The 23,997-nt window shown below is 50.1% G+C and carries 12 protein-coding genes and 2 pseudogenes; 3 read left to right on the top strand and 11 right to left on the bottom strand.

The genetic code is table 11. The features are described 5' to 3' along the window. Positions 1–85: 85 nt before the first annotated feature. The 9 genes and pseudogenes from LN737_RS29830 to LN737_RS29790 all read right to left on the bottom strand — a co-directional run bounded on the left by LN737_RS29830 (position 86) and on the right by LN737_RS29790 (position 16,658). On the bottom strand, positions 86–1,297 hold the full coding sequence (locus LN737_RS29830; RefSeq protein WP_405514738.1) for an alanine dehydrogenase: 1,212 nt from the start codon (positions 1,295–1,297) through the stop codon (positions 86–88). Between the two features lie 94 nt (positions 1,298–1,391). Continuing rightward, positions 1,392–1,814 (bottom strand): tRNA (adenosine(37)-N6)-threonylcarbamoyltransferase complex ATPase subunit type 1 TsaE, encoded by a 423-nt coding sequence (gene tsaE, locus LN737_RS29825; RefSeq protein ID WP_405514736.1) that lies wholly within the window; start codon positions 1,812–1,814, stop codon positions 1,392–1,394. Positions 1,815–1,853: 39 nt separating this feature from the next. Further along, the gene (locus tag LN737_RS29820) at positions 1,854–3,143 is read right to left on the bottom strand and encodes a Gfo/Idh/MocA family protein (RefSeq protein ID WP_405514734.1); all 1,290 of its coding nucleotides are present in this window, start codon (positions 3,141–3,143) and stop codon (positions 1,854–1,856) included. Between the two features lie 128 nt (positions 3,144–3,271). Continuing rightward, positions 3,272–4,654 carry a RagB/SusD family nutrient uptake outer membrane protein gene (locus LN737_RS29815; protein WP_405514732.1) on the bottom strand — a complete coding sequence of 461 codons (1,383 nt, stop codon included), beginning with the start codon at positions 4,652–4,654 and terminating at the stop codon, positions 3,272–3,274. A gap of 8 nt (positions 4,655–4,662) precedes the next feature. Then, a complete protein-coding gene (locus tag LN737_RS29810; protein ID WP_405514730.1) occupies positions 4,663–7,860 on the bottom strand; it encodes a TonB-dependent receptor in 3,198 nt (1,065 codons plus the stop codon). Positions 7,861–8,094: 234 nt separating this feature from the next. Next, the gene (locus LN737_RS29805) at positions 8,095–9,831 is read right to left on the bottom strand and encodes a RagB/SusD family nutrient uptake outer membrane protein (RefSeq protein WP_405514728.1); all 1,737 of its coding nucleotides are present in this window, start codon (positions 9,829–9,831) and stop codon (positions 8,095–8,097) included. Positions 9,832–9,880: 49 nt separating this feature from the next. Continuing rightward, a pseudogene (locus tag LN737_RS29800) lies at positions 9,881–13,131 on the bottom strand (SusC/RagA family TonB-linked outer membrane protein). A gap of 318 nt (positions 13,132–13,449) precedes the next feature. Beyond that, positions 13,450–15,206, bottom strand: a pseudogene (locus LN737_RS29795) (phospho-sugar mutase). A gap of 213 nt (positions 15,207–15,419) precedes the next feature. Then, positions 15,420–16,658 (bottom strand): DUF4249 domain-containing protein, encoded by a 1,239-nt coding sequence (locus LN737_RS29790; protein ID WP_405514727.1) that lies wholly within the window; start codon positions 16,656–16,658, stop codon positions 15,420–15,422. 171 nt (positions 16,659–16,829) lie between these two features. Here LN737_RS29790 and LN737_RS29785 point away from each other — a divergent pair, with 171 nt between their 5' ends. From LN737_RS29785 to LN737_RS29775, 3 genes are read left to right on the top strand one after another with little or no spacing between them, the layout of a single operon-like run. Further along, positions 16,830–18,728, top strand: a complete 1,899-nt coding sequence (locus LN737_RS29785; protein WP_405514725.1) for a TonB-dependent receptor — start codon at positions 16,830–16,832, stop codon at positions 18,726–18,728. Positions 18,729–18,736: 8 nt separating this feature from the next. Continuing rightward, positions 18,737–19,225 (top strand): hypothetical protein, encoded by a 489-nt coding sequence (locus LN737_RS29780; protein WP_405514723.1) that lies wholly within the window; start codon positions 18,737–18,739, stop codon positions 19,223–19,225. Between the two features lie 11 nt (positions 19,226–19,236). Next, positions 19,237–20,556, top strand: coding sequence for a DUF4249 domain-containing protein (locus LN737_RS29775; protein ID WP_405514721.1), 1,320 nt, complete (start codon positions 19,237–19,239; stop codon positions 20,554–20,556). A 65-nt stretch (positions 20,557–20,621) separates the two neighbouring features. On the opposite strand, the gene LN737_RS29770 is transcribed toward LN737_RS29775, so the two are convergent. Continuing rightward, positions 20,622–21,683: an NAD-dependent epimerase/dehydratase family protein gene (locus LN737_RS29770; RefSeq protein ID WP_405514719.1), complete on the bottom strand. Its 1,062-nt coding sequence runs from the start codon at positions 21,681–21,683 to the stop codon at positions 20,622–20,624. Between the two features lie 72 nt (positions 21,684–21,755). Continuing rightward, positions 21,756–23,708 (bottom strand): KUP/HAK/KT family potassium transporter, encoded by a 1,953-nt coding sequence (locus tag LN737_RS29765; RefSeq protein WP_405514717.1) that lies wholly within the window; start codon positions 23,706–23,708, stop codon positions 21,756–21,758. Positions 23,709–23,997 lie beyond the last annotated feature (289 nt).

The raw sequence follows: 23,997 nt of genomic DNA, 5'->3' as shown, positions 1-23,997 counted from the left end.
GCGATTAGTCATTAGTCGTAAGTAGTTAACGCAGGAAAAGTATTGTATATCAACTACTACACTAACTGACGACTACTGACTTAAGTTAAAACCGGGCAGCCAGCAAAAGGTCTAAATCTTTGAAGCGCATATTGAACTTCCGGGCGATGTAGGCATTGGTTAGCGTACCCTTATGAGTATAAACACCTTTCATAAACCAACGGTTCGCATACATCATCTGCTCGATGCCGCCGTTGGTGCCTGTTTCGAGAAGGAAGGGCAGGAAAATATTGCTGAGTGCCATACTGGCCGTGTAGGCTACGCGCGCGGCAATGTTCGGAACGCAGTAATGAATGATGCCCATATGCCTGTAAATCGGATGCTTATGAGTTGTCATGCGTGAGGTTTCGAAGTTGCCGCCCTGATCAATCGCTACATCGATAATCACGGAATCGGGCTTCATCCGCCCAACCATCTCCTCAGTAACCACAATCGGGCTTGGGCCGTCTTCGGCCCGCAATGCGCCAATCACCAGATCAGCCCGTTGAATGGCTTCCGCCATTGTATCGGAATCGATAATAGACGTATAGATGTGTTGACCAATGGCGTATTTAAGCCGCTGGAGTTTGTACAGATGCTTGTCGAATACTTTTACGTCGGCTCCCATACCCAATGCTGTACGAATGGCGTATTCATTGACCGTACCCGCGCCGAGCATAACGATTTTGGTGGGAGGAACGCCCGTAATGCCTCCCAGAATGATTCCCCGGCCATTATCGGCATTACTCAAATATTCGGCGGCAATGAGCATAACCGTACTGCCCGCAATCTCGCTCATTGACCGGATGATGGGTAAGCCACCCGACTGATCCTCAATGTATTCGTACCCGAACATCGTCAGGTTTTTGCTATTGATTTTCTCGAAGTAAGCGCGGTCGTGAGAGGGTAGATTCAGCGCTGAAATGACGGTGCTGCCCGATTTGACGTGTTCGAACTCAGCTTCAACCAGTGGCTCAACTTTCAGGATCAGGTTGGCCTCATACACTTCTTTGGGCGATTGTGCCATTTGAGCACCGGCTTCACTGTACTCGTTATCGAGAAATTTGGCTTTTTCGCCGGCACCTTTTTCAACAATTACATTGTGCCCGTTACGTACCAGAATAGCCACCGCTTCCGGGGTAAGCGCAATGCGGTTTTCCTGAAGAGAGACTTCCTTTGGTAAGCCGATAAGCAGGCTATTTTGCCCACTTTTCAGCGCCAGCGGTGCTTCCTTTGGATATAGGGCCGTCTGTTTGGCCAACTGCTCGAATCCTGTCACAAGTAAAGCGTTTACGGTTTATGGTTCACGTGTGGATGCCGCATCAATAACCATTTTGCGAAGCCAGCCGTTAGCCATAAACTACTACCGAAAACTATCCAATCAATTCAGTTTCAACAACCCGGTGCCCATTTGGTTCAACCAGTATATGAACCTGATAATACGTAGCAGGCCAGAGGGATATAATCCGTTCCGGCCATTCGATGAAACAATAATTGCCTGAATCGAAATATTCTTCGATGCCAATGTCCAGCGCTTCGACCTCATTACGAAGTCGATAACAATCGAAATGGTACACGGAATGCCCTTCATGGGTTGTATACTCATTAACAATTGAAAAGGTGGGACTTTGCACCGTACTGATAACCCCCAGGGCCCGACAAAGGGCTTTAATGAGCGTGGTTTTTCCCGCGCCCATATCGCCCTCAAAGAGCCATACCGACTGATTTCGCCCCTCTGCCAGCAACCGATGGGCTATTGTATCGAGTTCATCGGTATGGTTCATCGGTAATGTCATGGGCTTCTTTAGCTTAACAGCCCGCAAAGATACAGAATTTTAAGCCGTCCACTTCGTTCGCATCGGACGACTAAGCAGACGGTTCGCTTCGGCATCCCCTTCAAACTTCTCTTTCACAGGATTCCAGTGGAGAGGGCGCCCAAGTTGATAGGCGATATTGCCGAGTGTGCAGACCGAAGCCGTGCGATGCCCGACTTCTACGTCGGAGATGGGATTCTTGCGGCTTCGGATGGCGTCCAGAAAATCTTTGTAGTGGTTGTCGCTGAAATAAACGTGCTTTTCAGATTCGCCGATAACTTTATCCTTCAGCGTAGCCGGGGTAGTCGTCAGCAGCCTTCGCGCCACTTTAACCTCGCCTTCAGTACCGATAAACTGACAATATTGAGACCCCTCAACAGGCGTGTGATGCATCTCAACACCATTGGCGTAGCGGTACACCAGTCCCTTTCCACCCTGGCCGGGTATTAATTCTGTGGGCCCGGAATTATCCATATCCAGTCCCCACTGGGCAATGTCGAACATGTGAGCGCCCCAGTCGGTCATGCCGCCCCCACCGAAATCACGAATATCGCGCCACTTGCCCCAGAAAGTGGCCGTTAATGCCGGATCGAGTACGTTATTGTAAGGGCGTTCGATGGTGTTAGGGCCGAGCCAGGCATCCCAGTTCAGGCCAGCGGGAACGGGTTCAGCAACCAGATCGAATTCGCGCGGTGGGCCACCTACGTTGACATTGATGGTTTTGATCTGACCGATGTAGCCATTACGTACCAATTCAACCGCCTGCCTGAATTCTGGCCAGGAGCGCTGCATGTTACCCGTTTGAAATACGCGCTTGTACTTACGGGTGGCATTTACCATATCCCGGCCTTCCTGAATGGTGAGCGAGAGGGGTTTTTCGCAGTAAATATCTTTCCCGGCTTTGGCTGCTGCAATCGCAATGGGGCTATGCCAATGGTCGGGGGTGGCAATGACTACGGCATCAATATCTTTGTTCGAGAGCAACTGGCGATAGTCGTCGTACGACTGACAGCCTTTGTACGACTCCTTCTCCGCTTTTTCTGCGTAATGCTTGTTAACTGCTTCGCTGAACGCCGTCACTTTCGTCTGATCGACATCGCAAACAGCCATGACCCGGGCTTCGTTCTTCAAAAACTGCCCGCGCAGACCACCTGCCTGCTTTCCGAGGCCGATAAAGCCGACGGTGATCTGATCAGACGGTGCCAGAAAACCGCGCCCAAGTACGTGACGGGGAACAATATAAAAAGCTGACAAGCTTGCGGCCTGTTTCAGGAATGTCCGACGATTTGAAGCGGCTGAAGTATCTTTCATGAACGTAACGGTTTAGTAACAAAAGAGGGTAACAGGCAAGCTATACTTACCTGTTACCCTGCGCTTTATCCAGAACATTCCGAAGAGGTGAACCCTTTCGGAATGTCGATCTATCCTGCTAAAAAATATTAATACCCTTCATTCTGCGGGAAATTGGTTTTGCTGTTATAAACATCGATTTCTGATTGCGGAATTGGATAGACCGTCCGGTAAGCAGGCATGGTAATGCCCGTTACTTTGATGGCATCAACAGCCGTTCCCGTACGTACCAGATCGAACCAGCGGTCATTTTCAAGCGCCAGTTCCAGTCGTCGTTCGTTGATCACAGCCGAGCGGAACGCTTCTTTTGTGGTCAGTTGAGTATTTGTATACGTAGCTACTCCCGCGCGGGTCCTGATTCGGTTGAGTACGTTAAACGCATCACCATCGGCCTGATAACCAACCTCATTGAGCGCTTCGGCATACAGCAACAATACATCAGCGAAACGTAATACCGGGAAATCGTTGCCTACGTCGTTGGTCGAAGACAGGTCATCGTAAAACTTTCTGGGAACGGCCAGAATGTTATTGGGAACAGGCACCTGAACTGTCAGCGGGAGTCGTTTGTCGCCGGAAGGATAGGCGGCTCTCAATGAAGGCTCAATGTTGTCGCCGATGCTGGTACCGTACCACAAACCATGCCCTTCGCCAAGCGTACCACCTTTTTTGAACTTGACCGCGAACAGAATTTCGGCATTGTTTTTATTCGTGACTGAAAACACACTGGCGATGTCGGGCAGCAGTTGATACGTGGTTCCGTTAACCAGCTCTTTCAGCGTCGAAACGGCCAGATCATACTTCTTTGCGGTAACGTATACTTTACCCAGCAAACCCTTAGCTGCTCCCGACGTAGCGCGTCCAACGTCGTTACCCGTATAGCTGGCGGGTAACCCGGCGGCTGCATCGGTCAGGTCTTTTTCAATAGCTGCGTAAATTTCGGTCACCTCATTCCGTTTGTAGGAGCGGGCTTCGGTAGTCGTGCCAGCCGTCAGCACGAGCGGCACTTTGCCCCAGAGTCGCACCAGGTTGAAATACGATAAGGCCCGGATAAACTGCGCTTCGCCTTTATAACGGGCTTTGAGTGGGGCGTCAATCGTTACGGCGTCTATTTTATCCAGAATCAGGTTGCAGCGATTAATGCCTGTATACAAACTGCCCCAGGTATCGCGTAAAACCGTATTGGTCGTTGGTTCGATGAACCGGTCAATGTTGTAACGTAGCCCTGCACTCGATGAAGGGTCATTGTCGAGTACATTGTCGCTTCTGGTCTCTACCAGCGTATTGTAATCGCCACCGTACTGGTTGGCCATCTGAAGGGCGTCGTAAGCGCCATTAACGGCGTTGCCGAAATCGTTGGCTGTTTTGTAGAAATTATCGACGTTGGCCTGCGATTGTGGTTTCAGTTCCAGAAAATTTTTCTGGCAAGCCGATGCGCCGACGAGAATAGCGATTGATAGAACTAGCTTTTTCATAACGGTGATTAAAACGAAAGGTTAAGACCAACGGAAGCTGTGCGGGGCAGGGGATACGTACCATAATCCTCGCCCGACGATAGGGCACTGTCTGGACGGCTGTTGACCTCAGGATTAAAGCCAAGGTATTTGGTAAACGTGAACGGGTTTTGCACGGTAGCGTAGATACGGGCGCGGCTCAACCGTAACCGCTGCAATACGGCTGTTGGGAGCGCGTAACCCAGCGTAATTGTACGGATACGTACGTACGAGCCGTTTTCGATATGCCAGGTGGAAATTTCGCCGTTCGAGCCGGAAGCCAGCCGGTTGGCGCGATTGACAAGTCCATTGCCCGGATTATCAGGCGACTGCCAGCGATCCAGTGCCCCTTTAAACAGGTTGCCGTTGCCTTCCATGTTGTAGATATAGCGCCGGATCAGGTTCAGGATTTTATGGCCCTGAACACCCTGAATGGCAAAGCTCAGATCGAAACCCCGGTAAGCGAAACTATTGGTGAAGCCAAACGTATACTTCGGAAAATAGCTGCCCGTAACGGCGCGGTCGCTGCTGAAGTCAATTTTTCCGTCGCCGTTCTTATCGATGAATTTGAAGTCGCCGGGTCGCGTCGTAGTGGTATGCGGGTACGCGTCAATTTCAGCCTGATTCTTGAACACACCGTCGTAAATCATGGTATAATATTCGCCAATAGGGTGCCCGATCTGGGTGATAAACTGGGCGCCCGCTACGCCACCCGCCACGATAATCGGATCGCCGGAAGGCCCAAGTGCCAATACTTTGTTCCGGTTCGTTGCAATGTTGGCGCTGGCTTCCCAGCGTAAGCGACCAAAGGTCTGACGCGTTCCCAACGTGAACTCAAAGCCCTGATTGTTAACTTTTCCAATGTTTTGCAACTCGGTACTAAAGCCAGAGGCCCGCGGAACCGGTACGTTCAGCAGCAGATCTGACGTATTGGCGTTGTAATAATCGAACGTCAGATTCAGCCGGTTCCGCAAAAACGTAACATCAAACCCTACGTCGAGCATGGCTGTTTTTTCCCAGCGTAATTTGTCATTTGCCGAATTGGCTGGTGCCAGACCGCTCACAATCGTTTCGGGACCGAGGATGTAGTTCTGGTAGTTGAGCAGACTGACCGAGCCGTAGTTGGGAATCTGGAAGTTTCCGGTCAGGCCGTAGCTGGCCCGAAGTTTTAAGTCGCTTAACCACGTAACGGATTTCAGGAAGTTCTCCTGCGAAAGATTCCAGCCAGCCGAAACAGACGGGAAATAGCCCCATCGGTTATCGCGGCCAAACCGGGAAGAACCATCAGCCCGGATAGCGGCCGATACCAGGTATTTTCCAGCATAGTCGTACTGCACCCGACCCAGATACGACATCAGTGACCACTCCTGAATATCGGAACCACCAGACGATACCTGACCTGCGTTGAGCGTGTATACAAGGTCATTCGGGAAGTTGGTAGCCGTTAATTCGGTAGCCGTCCGCCGGTCTTTTTGTGACGAAAAACCGGCCAGCGCCGATATCGTGTGTTCGCCAAATGACTTGTTGTAATTCAGTGTGTTTTCAACCAGCCAATCCACAAAGTTCTGCGCCCGTGAGAAACCCGTTGGTACAGATGCCCCTTTTCTGTCACGGATTTCGAGGGTCGATGGCCGGTAATAATCGCGCTGGAAACTGTTAATGTCGGTGCCTACGCTGAGCCGGTACGATAAGCCGTTGATAATTTCGTATTGCGCATAGGCATTGCCCAACAGCCGGATCTGGCTCATTTTGTCGCTTACCTGATTGGCAATCGCTACCGGATTTAGTATCGACGTAGCGCCATATCCCCAGGCATTGGCCTGCCAGTTGTAGGAACCATCGGCATTGTACACCGGAAAAATAGGGGGCATCTGTAAGGCTAAACCCACAACGCCTTCGCCCAGGTACGGTCCTTCCGCTTTAATCAGGTCGTGATATGAATACGTCGGATTGAGGTTAATTCCTGCCGTCAATCGTCCGCTTTTCACCTCTACATTCGCCCGGGCACCGTAGCGTTTAAAACCCGAGTTGATAACTACACCGCGCTGGTTAAGAAAATTGCCGGAGATGTAGAATTTTACATTGTCTTTGCCGCCCGAAACCGACAGTGTGTGGTTCTGAATCGGTGCAGACCGGAAAATAGCGTCCTGCCAGTCTGTGTTTGTCAAACCTGTCTGCCCGGATAAATAGGGCACAATTTCGGGCTGAATAAGCGTACTGGGTGCTCCTATACCTTTATTCCGTATGTCGTTCGAGTCAGTTGGTTTGCCTGTCGGATTCCGATCGATGTAGGCGTTGGTTTTGGCTTCGTAACTAAGCTGTGCGTATTCGTAGGCGTTGACCATGTCGATCTTTTTCGATACGTTCTGAACGCCCACATAAGAGTCCAGACTCACAACGGTTTTGCCTTCTTTGCCCCGTTTGGTCGTAATCAGCACAACGCCGTTGGAGCCCCTCGACCCGTAAATAGCCGCGGCTGACGCGTCTTTCAATACCTCAATACTTTCAATATCATCGGTATTAATGGTACTCATTACGTTGATTGGGTTGTCGGGAAACTGCGTATTGGTGCTTCCAGTGGCATATTTGGTATCGCGCGAAAGCGGGATTCCGTCGATAACGTACAGGGGATCGTTCCCCGCGCTGATCGAACCCGTACCACGCACCCGCACCGACAGACCCGCGCCCGGTGCCCCGGAGGTTTGAGTCACCTGTACGCCCGCTATTTTAGCGGCCAGTGCCTGATCGAAACTGGCAACGGGCTGATTGGCCAGATCTTTTGCCTTTACCGAACCAATGGCTGTTGTAACATCACGCTTGTTCTGCACCCCATAGCCAACCACCACTACTTCGCTCAAGGCATTGTCAGTAGCCGTTAGCTGAACGTCAACGACGCTCCGATTTCCAATGGCAACTTCCAATGGTTGATAGCCGATAAAGGAGAACACAAGCGTTTTGGCACCGGCAGGCAGACTGATCTGGTATTTACCCTGCGCATCGCTGGTGGCGCCTACATTGGTGCCTTTTGCCTGAACAGTCGTCCCGGCCAGTACGTCACCATTGGTGGCATCTTTCACCGTGCCGGAAATGGTTTGAGCATAGCCAAGCTGACCCATGAGAAGCAGCAGACAAGCCAGCCCCCATAAGTGGTACCCGTTTCGAACAGAATTTGATAGAAAAGAGATCATAAAGTATTGGGTTAAAACAGGTTGAAAATTGTTGAAATGAAACCAGAAGAGTGAAACAAGTTGCACGAAGGCTTACAATAATACTGGTAAGGCTGTAGAAATTGTAGAGTTTTTTAATCAAATCTGATTGATCAGGATAATACCCTGATTAAGTAGGCATAAAAAAAGCCCGACCTTTGCAGAGCCGGGCTTTTTTACCAAAAAATTTACAGAAAGTCAGATACTAGCGCATCACTAGTTATACCCTGGATTCTGCGTCAGCGTTTCTTTGCCGCCTTTTTTACTATTAAAAATCTCCTGAATCGGAATTGGGAAATACTCATGCTTTCCTTTTACGAACGTAACGCCTTTCAGATATGTCCGCTTCGAAGGAACAGACTCTGAGGTGTAATAGAGATTAAGTATCTGATCGGCAATTCCCCAGCGAACCAGATCGAACCGGCGGTGTCCTTCCATACCAAATTCCAGACGCTCCTCAAACTGAACCGCTTTACGAGCCAAATCTTTGTCGGTCCAGGATGCTGTGTATTCATTGATAACATAATTGGCGGCTGGTTTTCCATCCGCTGTTTTCACAAATCCGTCGGGATTAGCAGCCCGCTTACGAATCTGATTGACATAGGCACGTGCCTTGTTCAGATCGCCAACTTCCACTTCGATTTCAGCTAACCAGAGTAATACGTGGCTATAACGGATCAGGCGGTAGTTGTTGGCGTTCAGGCGAGGGTTACCAGCGAACGTATTGGTGCCAACATCCGACTTATACATGACGTGTTTCTTGGGCGAATAAGGGCCACCATACGACTGATCGCGAACGTAGGCTTTGCCAGGATGAACGCCCCAGTCTAAAAACGGAATTCCCCGACGGCCCACCGTCCAGTCAAGCCGCGGATCGACCGTACCGGCATAGGGCGTAAAAGGAGCCGTTGATTCAATTCCCTGATCGCTGGACACGTCAGTGGAATTAAACGTATCGAGCAGAGGCAACCCATTGGCATCGGTCTTAAACGCATTCACTAAGTTCTGCGAAGGCTGGAAGAAACCACAGCAGGTCGTAACACCACCGCCACCATACGGATAGTTGAGGGTTGAACCGATGTTTCCGTTTTCACCACCCGATGCGCCGTCATTAACCGAATATTGCACCTCGAAAATAGACTCGGCGTTGTTGTTCGTTACAGCCTTGAAGTTGTCATGATACCGGTCTACCAGTCGGTACTGCCCACTGGCAACAACGGCTTCCAGTAGTGGTTTGGCTTCCGTATATTTTTTCTGAAACAGGTACGTTTTGGCCAGTTCAGCGGCAGCAGCCCATTTTGTCGGGCGGCCCACCTGTGATTGTTTGGCGGGCAGTACGTCGTAGGCTGCTTTGATATCGGCCACAATATTTGGCCAGATGTCGGTGCTATTAGGAAGCTTTGTGCTTTCCAGATCGTTCGGATTGTAGACTTTCTCATCAATGTAGGGTACCATGTTGAACATCTTCTTGAGCTCAAAATGGTAGTGTCCTCGCAGGAAACGGGCTTCGGCAATGACCTGCTGCTTCTCAGCTTCAGTCATATCCTTCGCCACAGCCACCGCCTGCAATACGTCGTTCGAGCGGGCGATACCGTCGTACATGCCCCGCCATTTGCCCCGGAAATAAATATTATCCGACTGGATGTTTCCCTGCTCGATCAGCGAAATTGGTGGCTGGTCACCGGCGATGGTACCTTTATAGGCATCGTCGGAGGCTACACTGCCATAAACCCAGTTATCAGCGCCGACATTGTAGGAGCGGTAAGCGCCTTCTGGCGTGGCCCAGCCATCGAGGAGCGAATAGGCACCAATCAGGAGCGAGTTCACGCCCGTTTTATTTTGAAGTACCGTAACGGCTAATGCCGCTTTAGGCTGTACGTCCAAAAACTTGTCGGAACAGGCCGTAGCCACTGTCAGACAAACTGCAGTTATGAAAATGGTTGTTTTTTTCATGTGTTTGATTCGCAAACCTTATAGGTTTCAAAAACCTATAAGGTTTAAGTTAAAATGACAGATTTAAGCCGACTAACACGGTTTTGGCAACTGGATACGAACCACCATCTACCCCAATCTGACGGTCGTTACCGGCTGAGTAAGCCCGCAGGTTAACTTCAGGGTCCATGCCGGAATAGTTGCTAACCGTGAACAGATTTTGTCCTTGAATATAGACCGACGTAGCGCCGAGCTTCAGACGCGATAGGAGCGCCTGTGGCAGTTGATACGTCAGCTGGATATTTTTCATCCGGAAATACGAACCACTTTCAAGGTAGTAGGTCGACGGCTGAATACTAACCTGGTCTGCCGATCTGAGCTGGGGGAGAATTGCATCGGTTTTGCCGGGCCGCCAGGATTGGTACAACATCCGGGTGCTACGGTTACCGCCGAAGGTTGGGAAGTCGGTCCAGTATTTGGTGTAGTTGAAAATCTGATTCCCCTGAACGCCCTGGCCGAATAAAGTCAGTCCGAAATTTTTATAATTCAGGCTCAGGTTCAGGCCATAGCTGAATTTTGGGTGCGGGCTGCCAATGATGCTCAGGTCTTTGGAGTCAATTTTGTTATCGCCATTGATGTCCCGGAATTTGAACCGACCCGCTACGTTTTCAGCGGCTGCATTACCAAATTGAACAGGATGCGCTTTGGCTTCTTCATCCGACTGGAAAATTCCGTCAATCGTGTAGCCGAAGAACGAAGCAATCGGGTAATTCTGCTGCGTGACCACGAAGTTCTGAATTCGCTCATCGTTGATGCCGAAGTATTGGGTACTGGGGTCGCCATTCGTTTTGGTAACTACGTTGCGATACGTACTGAAGTTAGCGCCGATGTTGTAGGTCAGGCCGTTGGTACCGATTTTGTCGCTGTAGTTAATCATCAGGTCAACCCCTCGGTTACGCATCGAGCCGATGTTCTGAAACGGTACGGTAGCTACGCCCTGCGTGAGCGGAGCCTGAACCGGGAACAGCATGTCGGACGTAGTACGGGTGTACCAGTCGAAGGCTATGCTCAGTCGGTTTTTGAGCAGCGTCGCGTCGAAACCGAGGTTCAGGCTGGTTGTCGTTTCCCATTTCGCCTTGGCATTCCCGAACTGAGTCAGTTCATAGCCCGGTACGGCCGACGTGCGTGTGCCGTTGATATCGTAAAACGACGTAATGGGGTTGGTGCTGAACTGGGTAAATGAGTTGTAGTTACCAATTTCCTGGTTACCTGTCTGGCCAATACCCGCTCTGATTTTCAGGTCATCGATATAGGAAACCGATTTAAAGAAGCCCTCTTTCGAGATACGCCAGCCTGCACTGGCAGCCGGGAAGACCGCCGACCGGAACTCGGGTGCAAAGCGCGAAGAGCGGTCGCGACGTACGGTCAGGTCAAGCAGATATTTATCATCCAGTGCGTAGTTAAGCTTGGCGAATTCCGAAGCCAGTCGCCAGTTTGAGGCACCACCGTTGTTGGTCTGAACGCCCGTACCAGCGCTGAGATACCGGTTTTCGATGTCATCGACGGCAAAGTTGGTCCGGCTGGCGTCGAAGAACTCAAAGTAGCTTTTAATAGCCTCCGTACCTGCAATTACGTTGAAACGATGCCGGTCACCGAGCGCAATATTATACGTAAGGGTATTGTACCAGGTCCAGGTCCATTCGTAGTTGTTGCTGGTTTGCAGGCTGTTTGAGCCACGTGCCTCCGACGCTTCGATATTTCGGATCGAATAGTTCCGATAATTGAACAGGTTATAATCGATACCGAAACTAGTGCGAGCCGTCAGGTTTGGCAGAATGTCGACTTCAGCAAAAGCATTGCCAAACAGGCGAATTTCTTTCTGTACGTTTTCTTTGTTACGGTACAGATCAGCCATCGGGTTGAAGGCATTATCGAGGTCACCGCCACGGGTACCGGCGAAGTTTCCGGCTACGTCATATACGGGAATGATCGGCTGAATCCGATAGGCAAACGAGATGGGGTTACTTTCCGCGTTATTACCGTTCGGCTGTCCGATCCGTTCGCCATACGCTACCTGAAAATTCTGCCCAACCCGAACCCGCTTCGTGATATTGAACTCTGTATTCGAACGTAACGAATAGCGTTTGTAGCCCGTGTATTTCATGATCCCTTCCTGGTTGAAATAGTTGAGCGACATGGCGTAACGGCCATTTTCGCCACCCCCGATACACCTATCTGGTGGTTCTGAATGGGAGCGGTTTGAAAAATTTCCTCCATCCAGTCGGTACCGGTCTTGTTGGCTTTCGTGATAAGCAGGAAGTTCGGCGAGTTGATATCGTTGTTGTAGTTCACATACGTACCATCGGGATTTTGCGCCACGCGCGGATCACTGGCGGAAGCACCGCTAGGCAGAATATAGTCCGGAATGACAGGCGTTGGGCCATTGCCAAACTGCGAGTGGAGCGGGTTGCCATTGGCAGCTACAACCCCTGAATTCTTACGGGATTCCCAGATCAGATTGGCATATTCCTGCGTATTCAGCATGTCCAGCAGTTTGCCATGACGCTGAGAGCCGTAATACATGTCGTACGTAAACTTAGGCTTTCCGGCTTTTCCTTTTTTCGTCGTGATGATAACGACCCCGTTGCCCGCTCTGGAACCATAAATAGAAGCCGCCGAAGCATCTTTCAGAATCTGCATACTCTCTACGTCGTTCAGGTTCAGGGTGTTCAGGTTGCCCTTGGTTGGAACACCGTCGACCACATAAAGTGGCGAGTTGTCATTGATTGTCCCGAATCCCCGAATACGAACCATTACACCCCCACCGGGCGAGTTCTCATTACCAACCTGCACACCAGCCACACGTCCCTGCAGCGCCTGCCCTACGTTGGTAGACGGAACCGACAGGAGTTGTTTGGAGTCGACTGTGGCAACGGCCCCGGTAATGTCTCGTTTAGCCTGTGCACCATAACCCGTCACGACGACTTCGCTCAGGGTTTTAATGTCGGGCACCAGGGTTACGTTGATTGTGGTGCGGTTGCCGATAGTGATGTCCTGCGATGCGTAACCAATGGCGGAGATAGTCAGTACATCACGTCCTGGAGCTACATTGAGTGAAAACTGGCCCGTAGCATCGGTTACCATACCCGTTTGTGTCCCTTTCACCACTACGTTGGCTCCGGGCAGCGGGTTGTTGTCGTTTCCGTCCAAAACCCGGCCGGTAATTTTGCGATCCTGGGCAAAGGCCCCTACGCACAAAAGCCAGCTTAGCACAAGCAATGGCAATGCACGGTACGCTTGTCGTAAAGCGTTCTTCATCATAAAAATTAATTAGAATAGTGAAACTGATTTCAGGAAATACATAGGTACTAATGCCTAAAGGATAATAACAGCCTATTCTAACTGTATTTTCACTTAAAATAGTAATAAATTAACTAAAATTTGTCTATATAAAGCGCGCAATCGACTGTATATAAGTAAGTTATTTACTGAAAACATTATACTAAGTTCATAATTTGATGAAGGGCGAGGAAACAAATCTGGTTATGGATAAGAATTGTGTACAGGCTTAGGATAAACAAAACGCCCAGCTAGAAATAGCCGGGCGCTGTTAATAAGACAAACTGTGTGATCTATACGTTAGGTTAGCTGTAATTCGTCGATTACCTTTTGAACTTTCGCTTTTAGCTGTGCATACGTATCGTCAAAGGCTTCCTTGCTTTCGAGCGGCTCGCGAACACTAACGTAGAATTTGATTTTGGGCTCGGTTCCTGATGGGCGGGCCGAAACCTTAGTGCCATCTTCGGTAAAGAACTGCAATACGTTCGACGACTCGATTCCCATCTTGCCTGCTTCAATAGGCGACGTAGTGCCCGATTGAGCATCCAGCCGTGTCAGGGCTTTATAATCGTCTACGCGCACTACGGGCGAACCGGCAATACTCTTAGGCGGATTAGCCCGGAAATCGGCCATCATCTGCTGAATTTCTTCAGCTCCGGATTTCCCTTTTTCGTCAGCGAAACCAGGGCTTCGTAATAGAATCCGTTTTCCTGATACATCGCCATCAGCATGTCGAACAGGCTCTTACCCTGATCTTTGGCGTAGGCTGTCAGCTCGGCGATGATGGCGCAGGAAGCAATGGCGTCTTTATCGCGAACGAAATCGCCGATGAGATAGCCATAACTCTCTTCGCCACCACCGATAAATTTCTCTTTGCCTTCAAGTTCACGGATGACTTCGGCAATATATTTGAAACCCGTGAGCGTATTGTAGCAGGTTACGCCATAGTTTTTGCACATCTGATCGATCAGGTCAGTGGTAACGATGGTTTTGGCTACAAACTCTTTACCGGTCAGTTTACCGGCATCTTTCCAGGCATTCAACAGGTAATAGATAATCAGGCTGGCCATCTGATTGCCATTGAGCAGCTCAAATTCGCCATGGTGGTTACGGGCGCCCGCACCCACCCGGTCGGCGTCGGGATCGGTCGCCATAACCAGGTCGGCATCAATTGATAAAGCCAGATCAAGCGCCAGTTGCATAGCCGCCCGTTCTTCTGGATTTGGCGATTTTACAGTTGGGAAATTGCCATCGGGGGTAGCCTGCTGTTCAACGATATGAACGTTGTTGAAGCCCAGCGCGTCGAGCACGCGAGGAACCAGCGTAATGCCCGTACCATGAATAGGTGTATAAACGATGTTCAGATTGGCCTGCCGCTTAATAACGTCGGGATTCACCGCGTTCGACTTCACCCGCTCAACGTAAGGCGCATCAACTTCTTCGTCGATCAGGGTGATGCGTTCCGGAATACCTTCGAATTTGATATCATCGACCGACGTAACTTTGTTCACTTCCCCAATGATGCCTTTATCGTGCGGAGAAACTACCTGTCCGCCGTCATTCCAGTACACTTTATAGCCGTTGTATTCGGGCGGGTTGTGTGAGGCTGTTACCACAATACCGCTCTGGCAACCCAGCTGACGTATCGCAAACGATAGTTCGGGCGTGGGGCGCAGGCTGCTGAACAGATAAACCTTAATGCCGTTGGCTGAAAAGATATCGGCGGCTAAGCGGGCAAATTCCGGGCTCATCCGGCGGCTGTCGTGCGCGATGGCTACGCTAATGTCCTGTCCCGGAAAGGCGGCATTGATGTAGTTGGAAAGCCCCTGCGTAGCGGCCCCAACCGTGTATCGATTCATGCGGTTAGAGCCAACGCCTAAAACACCGCGCAATCCACCCGTACCGAATTCCAGATCGCGATAAAAAGAGTCAGTTAATTCAGTAACGTTGCCAGAATCGATCAGATGCTGAATGGATTCTTTGGCCGAGGCATCGTAATTGCCACTGAGCCATTTGTCAACACGTTGCTGGGTAGAAGAGTCGAGGGCCGTTGTCATGCTAAAAGTATAATTGTACAGTCGATATTATGCGTCAAAATTACCATTCCTTGGTAGTCCACCAAATCTGTACAATAGAATCATGTATGTTATTTTTTGTTTACGATGTCGACCAGACGTTTCAGCAGCAGACGTAATGCTTCGGGCGGGGCTATTCCTGCCAACCGTCCGGCTTGCTGGGTGTTCGACCGTTGCTAGGCATACAAACGGCCGTTACGGGCCGGGGAGGGCCACCCATAATCCGAATGTTAGGGTAAGGGTAGATCGGTTCGGGAATGGGCTGGCGCAGATTGAGGGCATAAAAAAGGCTGACCCTGTCTGTTGAACGCGCTTGGCCGGGTCGGTGTCGCCAAAGGGTAACCCTTTTACGTCTTTGCGATCAAGCCAGTAACGTACTGCCGAAACGGCCGAGGCTGTAAAAAAGCCAACGATGCGTTCCTGCGGGTTGTTTTTGTTCCGGATGTTACCTACCGGCGCTGACGGGGGCGTATCGGCCAGGCCACCCGTGTTTTGGGTTTGGTCCTGAAACTGTTTGAAATACGCATGCGCACTTTTGGGCAACGACAGTTGCCGAATTTCGACCAGACAGGCCGTGCTGTCATAGTACGGAATCTGGGCTACGTTACGTTCCTGAATCTGTCGGCCGTTGCTATATTGATCATCGAACGTATCGATGGCGTAGCTGTGCAAAATCTCCCAGCATTGGGTGCGGCAGGGATAGTCATATACATACTGCTCGCTATGAAACGGGGGCTGGGCAGCTTCGAGATAATTAGTGGGGATGAAACAGTCCTCGAATAAATTTTCGCCGGATACGTAAAACGTCTTATCCTGGTACGTGTGGGGCAGAATGGTATTCACAGCATAAACGCCCTGTCGACAGCTTCGACACCAGTCCTGTTTTTCCCACAGCTTCCATTCCCAGCGGTAATAATTCTGCTGATTGGCGGGGTCCTGCCAGCTCACGAAAATATCATGGCCTGCCCGATAATCGCCACCGGATTCCAGCGGAAAAGGCAAACTGGTAGCATTGAATCGGGCCGTCACTCTGTCGATAGGGGGCACCGGCTGCATAATCTGCTGGGTCGATACGTACTGCATGCCGTCGCTGAGGGTAAACCGTAGTTGGTAGGCGTGGCCGATCTGGGCTTTGAAATCGGCGGGTAACTGATAGGTGCCATCCTCGGTTTCGTGACAGACAATAACTTCTGATGAATCTACAAGCACCTCTACGCTGGCTTTGGTAATTGGTGTTGTGCCCGAGCGCCCCGTAAGTCGATCCGACTGAGCATGATTGAGCCGGATAAGCTGCGGTTCGGCCAGGTTTGTAATCGTTCCATCCACGACCAGCACATCCACACTGGTATTGATAACGATATCCGCTGGATCAACGCAGGACGTAATTCCGAACAGCAACAGCAGGCTACTTATGAAGAGAACAATAAAACGCATTCCGGCCAAAAAAGAAGTAATATAACCCTATTTTACTGATTGACAGTAGGGGTAATCGCTTTAAGACGATGTGCCCTCCGGTATAGGTAGATTCGACTATATAAATGATTTATCGATATTATCAACGTTTGCGTTGCTATTCATATCCACTAAAGCAAAGCTTTTCTTTTCATGAACCGACTTTTACTGCTTTCTCTGGTATTGTTGTTAACTGTGCTGTCGGTCCATGCACAGATACTTTACACCCTTTCGGGAACGGTGCGCGATTCGGCTAGCCAACAGGCATTGGCGAGGGCTGCTGTTGTACTCGATTATGAGAAAAATGCGAAAGGGACCTATACCGATGCGCAGGGGCATTTTTCACTCAATGTGCGGTTTGGCCAACACGTCGTTGTGGTTCGTCAGCTGGGGTACGTGCCCTATCGGGCTACTATTTATATACGCGGCAACACAACCCTAGATGTGCGGTTACCCTCGGTAGCCAGCCAATTGGAGGAAGTAGTGGTGACCAGTAAAGGCTATGATCGAAATGTGCGTCAGCCTCTGCTGGGTGTTAGCCAGATCAATATCGCTACGTTGAAGAAAATGCCAGCGGCTCTGGGGGAAGTGGATATTCTGCGGAGTTTGCAAATGCTGCCGGGTGTAACCAGTGTGGGCGAAGCGGCCAATGGTGTCAACATTCGGGGCGGCACGACCGATCAGAACCTGATTCTGATGGATGATACGCCTATTTTCAATCCGACCCATATGTTTGGCCTGTTCTCGGTTTTTCCGCCCGATGCCGTCAGTGGGTTAGATTTGTATAAAGGCAACGTACCGGCCCGGTATGGCGGGCGAGCGGCTTCGGTTCTGGACATTAGCCTGCGAAATCCTGATCTGAATCAGTTTCAGCTCAGTGGTGGCGTAAGTTTAGTTGCCAACCGGCTCACCGTTGAAACACCGATTATCAAAGGAAAACTTGCACTTCTGGTTTCTGGCCGGGGCGCTTTTAATGATTTTCTGCTGCACCTGGCTTCTAGGCGTTTAGATGATATCCGGGCAAAGTTTGGGGATGGAGTGGCGAAGCTTTTCTGGCGAATCGATGACAAAAACACCGTAACGGCAATGGGCTATTACAGCCAGGATCTATTTCAGACTAATTTGCTGGGAAGTCTGGCTAATGTGAATGCAACCGGAACTCAATACGCTCAACAAACTGCCAATGGTATGGTCCGTTGGTTTCATGCGTTCAACGACCGAATGAACCTGCAAACAACCGCACTGGCTGCTCAATACATACCCAAAATTCTCTCTATTGAAGACAGTACCAGCAATAAAGTTGTGCTGAAACAATCGCTGTTGCAGCGTCAGATTAAGTCGAACATCAACTACCAGTTAGCGAATCAGAAAATTGAAGCCGGAATCAGCGCTACGCATTACCGACTCAATCCTGGTGAATTAATACCGGGCAATAGCCTGGCGGTAAACTACCAGAAAACACCAATCGAAAACGCCCTGGAATTGGGTATCCATGCCGAAGATGAGATTAGTCTGTCGAATCAGCTGGCAGTATCGGTTGGGCTGCGGTATTCGCACTTTCTTAATTTGGGACCATCAGTCGTACGGCGCTACGCTTCTGACGGACTGATTGATGAAACGACCGTTGTCGATTCAATGCAATATGGAGCCGGTCAGGTAACGAAGCAATACGGCGGACTGGAACCTCGCCTGGGCCTTCGATATGCCATCAGCGCCAACTCGTCGGTCAAAATAGGCTACAACCTGATGCGGCAATACCTGCAGGTAATTACCAATACAACAACTCCGCTGCCTACCGCCCGCTGGAAAACGTCTGATGCCCACATTCAGCCTCAGGTCAGTCAGTTATGGTCGGCGGGGTATTTTCATAATTCAAAGAACAATATTTTCGAGATGTCGGCGGAGGTTTACTGGCGTAGCACACAGCATATCCTGGATTATAAACCGGGGGCTAATTTCCTCCTTCAGCCGTATCCCGAAACCCAACTACTGCCGGGACGTAGCAAAGCCTACGGGCTGGAAGTCATGTTTTCGAAGAAAAAGGTGAGCTAACGGGTTGGGTGAACTACACGTATGCACGTACTCTGAATCAGGTAGATGAAGGGGTTAGCTTTCAACAGCAGATCAACGCTGGCAACTGGTATCCAGCGAACTACGACCGGCCACACAGCCTGAATATCAGCCTGAATATTAACCAGGGCAAACACCACAGTTTTTCATTCAACTTTGCCTACAGTACAGGCCGCCCCTACACAGCGCCCGAAGGCTTTATCCGGTATCAGGACAGAACGTATCCGTATTACAATGAACGGAATCAGTACCGGCTCCCTGATTATCACCGGCTGGATTTCGCCTGGAATATCTACAATCCGAGTCTGAAAAATCGGCGCTGGCAGGGGCACTGGACCTTTACGGTTTATAACCTGTACGGCCGAAAAAATGCGTATTCAATTTTTTACCGCACTGAGGGGCAGGCTACGAATCCGTATCGCCTAAGCATTTTTGCCGCGCCAATTCCCAGTCTGACGTACAATTTCGAGTTCAAATAAGCGCTCAACGAATGCGTTCACTGGCTATACTTCTAATCGGTTGTTTTGCCGTTACTGCGCTTGTGATTGCCTGCGTCGATCCAGAGGATACTACGTTACGGGGAACCGTTGATGTTATTGTGGTGGATGGCACTATCACCAATCTAGCGGAACCACAGAGCATCCGGCTCAATCGCTCGCGAGCCGATCAACTCACCGGGCGGTTCGGAATGCTACCGATCACAAAGGCTACTGTGGAAGTCGTCGTTGATTCAGCACAGGTTGTTGCCTGTCACGAAACCGAGGATGGCACGTATCAGTTACCCGCCGATTTCAAAGCTCAAATTGGCCACGCCTACCAGCTCCGGTTTACCCTCGGCGATGGTACGCAGTACGTATCAACCCAGCAGATTATGCAGCCCATCGCTGAGATCAGTAAAGTTTATGCCGAGTTCAACTCAACCAGCTTACCCGCTGGTCTATTGGGCGATTTCAGAGCGGGTCACGACATTTCAATTGATACGCAGGACCCCGCCGATCAGCACAACTATTATCAATGGGAATGGAAGCTTTATGAGCGGCAATACTGGTGTCGGAGTTGTGTGCAGGGCGTTTATGCCGTGAATAAAATCATTCCGCATCGCTATCTCTACGAGTATTATTTTGTGGCCGGAAATGAGCCTTATGAAGACTGTTTCACTCCACCAGTCGGTAAAGTGGAGGACAATGCGCCACTAGTGCCGGGTGGTTACTGGTATTATGACTATACCTGCCGAACACAGTGCTGGGAGGTATTGCATAACGATGCCATTGATGTCTTCGATGATTTATACAGCAATGGCGGGCTGATAGCAAAGCGGAAAGTAGCTCAAGTCCCCTATTACTCCCATGAGCCGTGTTTGGTCGACATTCGGCAAAAGTCGCTGACGAAAGATGCGTATCGATACTACAAACTGTTTCAGGATCAGACCCAGAATTCGGGCGGTCTGGCCGATACGCCCCCAACCGCACTGGCCGGTAATGTGTATAACGTAGCGAACAGGAAAGAAATGGTGGTTGGTTATTTCACAGCATCCGCTGTGTCGCTAATTCATCAATGGTTAGACCGAAAAGATACCAATGGGATTCCATATGGGGCTATGGACCCCACCGGGCCACATACGAATGCCGGAGACGATTTATTTTATGCCCTGAATAAGCGTCGGCCTTATCCGGAGCCACCGCCCCCGTATATCGGCGAACGGGAAGAGCCAAAGGTTAGAATATGGCCAAATACAAATCGGCCGCCCACGGCCATCTGCGTTTCAGGAGACAGCCGAACCCCCTACAAACCGGCTGGGTGGCGGGATTAATGAGCGCAAAAAGTCCTGGCTCCTACCTGGGTCAGGACTGATGAATTTTGAGCGATTTAAGCAGTTTATTTCAGAATTTGTTCCAGAATGGCCCGATTTTCGTTGAGCCAGTCGTGGATGTCGGTCACGATCTCGCGGATTCCCAGTTCTGGTTTCCAGCCGGTACGTGCCGTTACGTTTGTATTGTCGGTAATATACAGGCGAATATCGGCAGCCCGGTTTTCCGGCACTTGTTTGATCGGAATCGTTTTACCGGTTACGTCCTGGCAAATTTTTGTCAACTCCTGCAGCGAAGCACTGCTTTCGACACCACCACCCGCATTCAGAATTTCGCCGTTTACGCTGTCCAGGTTATGCAACTCCCAGTCAATGAGCCGGTAAAGGTCGGCAATATGAAGCATGTCGCGGGTTTGTTTACCCGTACCGCCATAACCGATATACGCTAGTGGCTGTTCGAAGTAATGCTTGGCAATCCAGAGCACCATCACCCCCTGATCGACCTTACCCATCTGCCAGGGGCCGGTAATCACTCCACAGCGATTGATCACTGTTTTCAATCCGTAGAACTCGTTGTATTCCTGAATCAGCAGCTCCGAGGCCAGTTTGGTAGTGCCATAAAGCGACCGGGCACCGTCGAGCGGAAAGTTTTCGGCAATACCCCGCGATGATACGCCCGGTACGGGTTGCTCGTCAGTAAGGACAAAGCGCGTATCGGCTTCCTCGAAATTGAGCGTTTCGATGGTTTTGATGGGATAGACGCGGCTAGTCGACAGAAAAATGAAATTAGCCTTGTGTTTTAACGCGTAATTCAGGCAGTTGACCGTTCCGAACAGGTTGGTATTGATAAGGTAGTCGGGCGTACCGTCTAAACCAGCCAGCACCGAAGGTTCAGCGGAGGCTTCAATCACCGTATCAACACCCGGCAAAGCATCGAAATCTTCCTTGTTACGTATGTCGCCATGCAGAAACTCAATTCCTGCCGCTTTCAGCCGGCTCAGGCTAAGTTCAGACCCCCGGCGTTTGAGATTATCGAGCGCAAAGATCTGATAGGACGGATAATTCTGTTTAAGTGAAATAGCCAGCGACGAGCCAACAAATCCGGCTCCGCCGGTGATAAGAATTTTCATAGGGGCAATGAGTGATTGAATGATTGAGTTGTTGGATTAATTCGATTATTCAATCATTCATCAATTCAACCATTAAGAAGTGATGCGTTTTAGTTTGACGTTCTCGACGGGGCGAATAACCAGCGGTACTTTCTCAACTTTCACCGAACTGCTATCCAGGCCAAACCAGCGGTCTTCGGGCGTTGTGAAGCTTTTAATACCGAAATAAATATTCATGATCAGTCGCTCACGAGCAGGAAGTTCGTTTTCAAACGAAAGAAATTTTTCCAGCACCACGAAGCGGAAGTCTCCAATAACGTTTTGCCGACTGAGTGATTCATAGCGGCTGGTGATGTCTACCTCCTTGTTTTTCACCATGTCCTCAATCACTTTTCGAAAGAACAGGTTGATACGTTGTTCAACCCGGAAACCTAATTTGAAGGTCACTTTATAGGCATCGTCGGGCGCTATGGTGTTTACTTTATATTCCATTGTATACGGATCATCCGTAGTATCGACGTGAACGAACCAGTAAATGTCAGCGCGTTTGGGGCGTTTTTGGAAAATGGAATAAATAATTTTTGACTCGATTTCCGACTGCCGGGCGGCATTGCTCATAAAGACAATATGCGTAGCATACTTCGGAATGCTGATGTCGCGGCTGAGTTCTTTAATAGCCTGCGTATACTGATCGATACGTACGTATTCGGTCAGGCGTAGTTTGATCTGGAAAGCCTGCAGCCAGATGTACATGACGCTGGCAATAGCCGAGCCGATCAGCACCGACACCCAGCCACCATGTGGAAATTTGATCAGGTTAGCAATCAGAAAGGACCCTTCAATGCCCAGATAAACCGTCAGGAACAGTACAACGCCCCAAGCCTGGTACTTGTGGGTGTACAGGTAGTACGACATCAGCAGGGTAGTCATCAACATCGTCAGGGTAATCGCCAGCCCATAGGCAGCTTCCATGTTCGACGACTCACGGAAGTATAGTACAACACCCACACAGCCAGCCCAGAGCAACAGATTTACACTGGGCACGTAGAGCTGCCCTTTCTGTACACTTGGGTAACGTAATCGGACTTTGGGCCAGAAATTGAGCCGGATGGCTTCACTAATGAGCGTAAATGAACCACTGATCAATGCCTGGCTTGCGATGACCGTAGCGGCTGTGGCAATGCTGATACCAATGGTCAGGAACCACGGAGGCATCACCTCATAGAACGGAATTCGATCACGTAGTACCTGCCCCTGTATACTCAGCAGCCAGGCTCCCTGGCCAAAGTAATTGAGTATCAAACAGGATTTGACGAATATCCAGCTCACCCGGATATTCGACCGGCCACAGTGCCCCATATCGGAATACAATGCTTCTGCCCCCGTCGTGCAAAGAAATACGGAACCCAATAGCCAGAACCCGCCCGGGTATTCCGATAAAAGCCACCACGCGTAGTACGGATTAAGAGCGGCCAGAATTCCGGGCGCCTGAGCAATCTGAATAGCGCCCAGAGTGCCCAGCATAACAAACCAGACCAGCATGATCGGCCCAAAAGCCGTTCCGACAACACTCGTGCCGAAGGTTTGAATCAGAAAAAGTAGGGTCAGAATCGCAATGACGATTTCTATGATCTGTATATGGGTAATGGAGGGATACAATACCCGTAGCCCTTCAACGGCCGACGAAACGGAGATGGGGGGCGTAATAATACCGTCGGCCAGTAGCGCAGAGCCGCCAATAATAGCGGGTAACGTAAGCCAGCGGGCATGCCGGCGAACCAGAGCATAAAGCGCAAAAATACCACCTTCCCCCCGGTTGTCGGCCCGCAAAATCAGGATTACGTATTTGACGGTTGTTTGCAGTGTAAGTGTCCAGAATACACAGGATAAAGCTCCTCGAATGACATCTGCCCGGATTGGCGTATTAGGCCCAATAATAGCCCGCAACGTATACAAGGGCGATGTGCCGATATCACCGTAAATGATACCCATTGCCACCAACAGCCCAGCAGCTGTTACGGTGTCCAAATGTTTTTTATCTTCCATAGAATAGGCTTGCGCCTTGTCGTTTTACGACGGGGTCAAAACGGGGCAAAGATAACCGATGTTTAGATTCATTAACGCTGGATTAAGCGAAAGTTGCGCTGCGGCTGAACTATAAATAATACAGCAAAACCGCAGTTTACAGGTGTTGTCAAGGAAACTACACACTGCTTTCTATCGTACATATAAACGCCGTTCTCATATCGGCTGACGTTTTGTTTAATTAGGTGTGTTGCAGATGGCCCGTTTACCTAAATGGGCCATCTCTTTCTGGCAACGCCCGCAACGACGA

Source organism: Spirosoma sp. KNUC1025 (assembly GCF_045160025.1).
In the GTDB taxonomy this organism is placed as follows: Bacteria; Bacteroidota; Bacteroidia; order Cytophagales; family Spirosomataceae; genus Spirosoma.
This window is presented reverse-complemented; position numbering and strand designations above follow the sequence as displayed.